This window comes from Stenotrophomonas sp. PS02289 (assembly GCF_029960115.1).
Classification (GTDB): Bacteria; Pseudomonadota; Gammaproteobacteria; order Xanthomonadales; family Xanthomonadaceae; genus Stenotrophomonas.
Genome location: NZ_JASCOZ010000263.1, coordinates 1 through 3,990 on the forward strand (window position 1 = coordinate 1; position 3,990 = coordinate 3,990).

The following is a 3,990-nucleotide window of genomic DNA, read 5'->3' on the forward strand; positions in this document are numbered from 1 at the left end:
GCCCAGGCGATACCGAGGGCCGGCCAACGGCCGGCGCTACCGATGTTCCCGACCTGGCGGTTTTCGCAATCACACAAACAAAAACGCCGGCTATCCAGCCGGCGTTCTCACACAGATGTTTCCTTGATCGCGCTTACTTCTTGATCAGGAAATCTTCCAGCTTCTTGCCCTTGGTGGTGTGGGCAGCCAGCCAGCGCGGCTGCTTGCCACGACCGGTCCAGGTTTCCTTCGGATTGGCCGGATTGCGGTACTTCGGAGCCACTTTACCGAGCTTGCGCACGGCCTTTTTCGCCGGGGCGGCCTTGGTGGCCTTGGTTGCACGGCCTCGTGCGGGGGCGGCTTCACCAAACACTTCTTCTGCCGTGTAACCGCTGCTCTTGAGCAGCTTGTTCAACTGCGCGCGAACCTTGGTGATGGCCGGGCGCTTTGCAACAACAGTCTGGCGCTTCTTTGCATTCTTGATCAGGGTGCCCAGCTCTTTGGCGGACAATCCACTCAGGTCGATACTCATCAACTACTACTCCGGAATTCAAACGAAGGACGGGGGCCGCCGGTCCGTGGCGAGTCCTGAGGATACATTCTCATTTGAATCGTGCACAGTAAGGGGCATTACCCATTCTGGCGGGATAATGAAAAAGCCGGGGTGTTACCCCCGGCTTTGTGATCACTTCGACAGTTTTGCCAGCAGCGCGCCCCGGTCGAGGCTTTCGGCCTCGCTGGCGGAGCGGGCCCGGTATTCAAACGTCCCGGCGGCGAGGCCGCGTTCGGACACCACCACGCGGTGCGGAATGCCGATCAGTTCCATGTCGGCGAACATGCCGCCCGGGCGCAGGCCGCGGTCGTCCATGGCGGCGTCCAGACCGGCGGCCTGCAGTTCGGCCAGCAGTTCGGCGGCGGCGGCGCTGACGCTTTCATCCTGCTTGGGATTGATCACGCACACCACGACCTGCCACGGGGCCATCGCGTCCGGCCAGATAATGCCGGCGTCGTCATGGTTCTGCTCGATCGCGGCGGCGACGATGCGGGAAATACCGATGCCGTAGCAGCCCATCGCCATCACCGCGGCTTTGCCATTCTCGTCGAGCACGGTGGCATTCAATGCCTGCGCATACTGACGGCCGAGCTGGAACACGTGACCCACTTCAATGCCACGCGCGATCTTCAGTTCGCCACCGTCGGCGGCGCGATCGCCTTCCTTGACGTTGCGGATGTCGACCACTTCCGGTTCCGGCAGGTCGCGGCCCCAGTTGACGCCGGCAATGTGGAAGCCCGCTTCGTTGGCACCGACCACGAAATCGGCCAGTGCGGCGACTTCGCGATCGGCGACGATGCGGATCGGCTGGGCTGGATTGAGCGGACCGAGGAAGCCGGGTTCGCTGCCCAGATGCGCCTGGATTTCCGCTTCGCCGGCCATGCGGTAGCCCTGCAGGCCTTCGACCTTGGCCAGCTTGATTTCATTGACCTCGTGGTCGCCACGCACCAGCGCCAGCACGAAGCCGGCCTCGCTCATGATCGCCACCGACTTCACGGTGCGGGCAAGTTCAATGCCCAGCAGTTCGGCGACCGCTTCGCAGGTTTTCTGGGTCGGGGTCTCGACCTTGCGCAGGTCTTCGCTGGCGGCGGCACGCGGTGCCGGTTCGGCGGCCACGGCGGCTTCCATGTTGGCGGCGTAGTCCGAACCGGTGGAGAACACCAGCGCGTCTTCGCCGGAGTCGGCGATCACGTGGAACTCCTGCGAGGCGTCACCGCCGATGGCACCGGAGTCGGCCTGCACCATGCGGAAGTCCAGGCCCAGGCGGGTGAACACGCGCGCATAGGCGCGCTTCATGTTCTCGTACTCGCGCACCAGGCACTCATCGTCCAGATGGAACGAATAGGCGTCCTTCATCAGGAATTCGCGCGCGCGCATCACACCGAAACGCGGACGGATCTCGTCGCGGAACTTGGTCTGGATCTGGAAGAAGTTGACCGGCAGCTGCTTGTAGCTGGACAGCTCCTGGCGCGCGAAGTCGGCGGCGGCCTCTTCAGCGGTGGGGCTGTAGCAGAACACCTGTTCCTTGCGGTCCTTGATCTTCAGCAGCTGCGGGCCGAACTTTTCCCAGCGGCCGGTGGCTTCCCACAGTTCCTTGGGCTGGATGGTCGGGACCTGGAATTCGACGGCACCGGCGCGTTCCATTTCCTCGCGCACGATGCGCTCAACCTTGCGCAGCACGCGCAGGCCCAGCGGCGACCAGGTGTACAGCCCCGAGGCCAGCTTGCGGATCATGCCCGCGCGCAGCATCAGGCGGTGGCTGGTCAGCTCCGCGTCGCTGGGGGTTTCCTTGGTGGTGTGCAGGTGGAACTGGGAGAGGCGCATCGTCGGCTTCGCTGAACGGCGGAAACCGATATTCTGCCAGCCCGGCAGGGTATCGACCAACGGTCGATACCGGACCCGCAAAGGACGGCGATTACGCCGCCGGCGCGCAATACGCCTGGACGCCCGCCTCGGCCATGCTCTTCTGGGCCTTGCGCTGGTCGGCGCTGAGCGGGGCATCAGGCTTGCCGTCGCCGTTGGTGTCGTACATGACCTCGCCCTGGCCGTTGAGCAGGGCCAGGTTCTTGCGGCTCTGGGTGCAGTCGGCCGATTCGGCCGGGGCGTCGGCCTTCTTGGCGGTGTTGACCGGGGCGCGGGTGTCCATGCGGCGCTGTTCGGCCTTCTGGTTGGCCGGCGGCTTCTCCGAGTACTGGGTCACGCCGTTGGCGTCCTTCCACTTGTACACGTTCTGGGCGCTGGCCGAGGCGCTGGCAAGCAGCAGGCAGCACAGCAGGGGCAGGACACGCATGGCAACTCCAGTTACTCAGGGTCAGGGCCGCGATTGCAGCATTCCGGCCCGGTGCTGGCAAGCGCCGCGGCGACAGGCGGGACGGGCGGCGGGGGCAACGGTCGGTGCGCAACCGCCCCAAACCCGGGCGCAGCCACTAAACTGGCCGGCATGGATCAGATGAAACCCCCGCCGCGCTCGCGCAGTATCTACCTGCTGCCCAACCTGTTCACCACCGCCGGCCTGTTCGCCGGGTTCTACGCGATCATCGCCGCGGCCAATGGCGATTTCGTCAATGCCGCCATTGCGGTGTTCGTGGCGGCGATCATGGACGGCCTGGATGGCCGGGTGGCCCGGCTGACCGGCACCAGCAGCGAATTCGGCGTGCAGTACGACTCGCTGGCCGACCTGGTCAGCTTTGGCATGGCCCCGGCGCTGGTGATGTACCACTGGTCGCTGTCGTGGCTGAAGTTCGACGACCCGGTGCTGGGCCGGGTGGGCTGGGCGGTGGCGTTCCTGTACGCCGCCTGCGCGGCGCTGCGCCTGGCCCGCTTCAACACCCAGGTCACGGTGGTGGACAAGCGCTGGTTCATCGGCCTGGCCAGCCCCGCCGCCGCCGGCCTGATGATGTCCTTCGTCTGGGCCTTCGCCGACGGCAACCTGGGCTGGGACGGCAACGAGCTGCGCTACGTGGCGCTGGGCGTGACCCTGGTGGCGGCGCTGCTGATGGTCAGCCGGATCCGCTTCTGGAGCTTCAAGGGCAGTGGTGAAAAGGGCCCGCGCGCCGACCGGGTGCCGTTCATGGCCCTGGCGCTGCTGCCGATCGTCATTGCGATCATGGTGATCGACCTGCCCCGCGTGCTGTTTGCAGTGGGCATCGTGTACGCGCTGTCCGGCCCGGCGATGTGGCTGTGGCAGCGGACCCGCAAGACGGCCGAGCCCGGCGCGTGAGCACCCCGGCCACGCCGCCGCTGTGGACCCCGGCCCAGCAGTCCTGGCTGCAGGCCATGGGCTACACGGTGTTCGTGGACGGCAGCGTCGAGGCCGCCACGCCGGAACCGGCGATTGAGTTGACCGCCGTGCCGGCGGATGCCCGACCCGCACATGCCCCTGGCCCGCGCGATCACGTAGAGCCGGGTCTTGCCCGGCTTGCCGCACCGTCCGAACGAACGGCCAGCCGGGCAAGACC

General features: G+C 66.2%; 3 protein-coding genes and 2 pseudogenes. 2 read left to right on the plus strand and 3 right to left on the minus strand.

The window, feature by feature from the left end:
* Window positions 1-136 precede the first annotated feature (136 nt).
* The 3 genes and pseudogenes from QMX83_RS20620 to QMX83_RS20630 all read right to left on the minus strand — a co-directional run.
* Window positions 137-511 (minus strand): annotated as a pseudogene (locus tag QMX83_RS20620) (H-NS histone family protein); the annotation flags it as partial.
* Between the two features lie 153 nt (window positions 512-664).
* Window positions 665-2,356 carry a proline--tRNA ligase gene (locus QMX83_RS20625; protein ID WP_282298492.1) on the minus strand — a complete coding sequence of 564 codons (1,692 nt, stop codon included), beginning with the start codon at window positions 2,354-2,356 and terminating at the stop codon, window positions 665-667.
* A 91-nt stretch (window positions 2,357-2,447) separates the two neighbouring features.
* On the minus strand, window positions 2,448-2,822 hold the full coding sequence (locus QMX83_RS20630; RefSeq protein WP_282298493.1) for a DUF4124 domain-containing protein: 375 nt from the start codon (window positions 2,820-2,822) through the stop codon (window positions 2,448-2,450).
* Window positions 2,823-2,972: 150 nt separating this feature from the next.
* Here QMX83_RS20630 and pssA point away from each other — a divergent pair, with 150 nt between their 5' ends.
* Entirely contained in the window at window positions 2,973-3,752 is a 780-nt protein-coding gene (pssA, locus tag QMX83_RS20635) for a CDP-diacylglycerol--serine O-phosphatidyltransferase (protein WP_282298494.1), read from the plus strand.
* Window positions 3,749-3,990 (plus strand): annotated as a pseudogene (locus QMX83_RS20640) (hypothetical protein); the annotation flags it as partial. The gene pssA and the pseudogene QMX83_RS20640, both read left to right, overlap by 4 nt.

Coding starts and splice junctions, on each gene's coding strand:
- pssA (WP_282298494.1), top strand. CDS start 2,973: ATGGATCAGATGAAACCCCCGCCGCGCTCGCGCAGTATCTACCTGCTG.
- QMX83_RS20630 (WP_282298493.1), bottom strand. CDS start 2,822: ATGCGTGTCCTGCCCCTGCTGTGCTGCCTGCTGCTTGCCAGCGCCTCG.
- QMX83_RS20625 (WP_282298492.1), bottom strand. CDS start 2,356: ATGCGCCTCTCCCAGTTCCACCTGCACACCACCAAGGAAACCCCCAGC.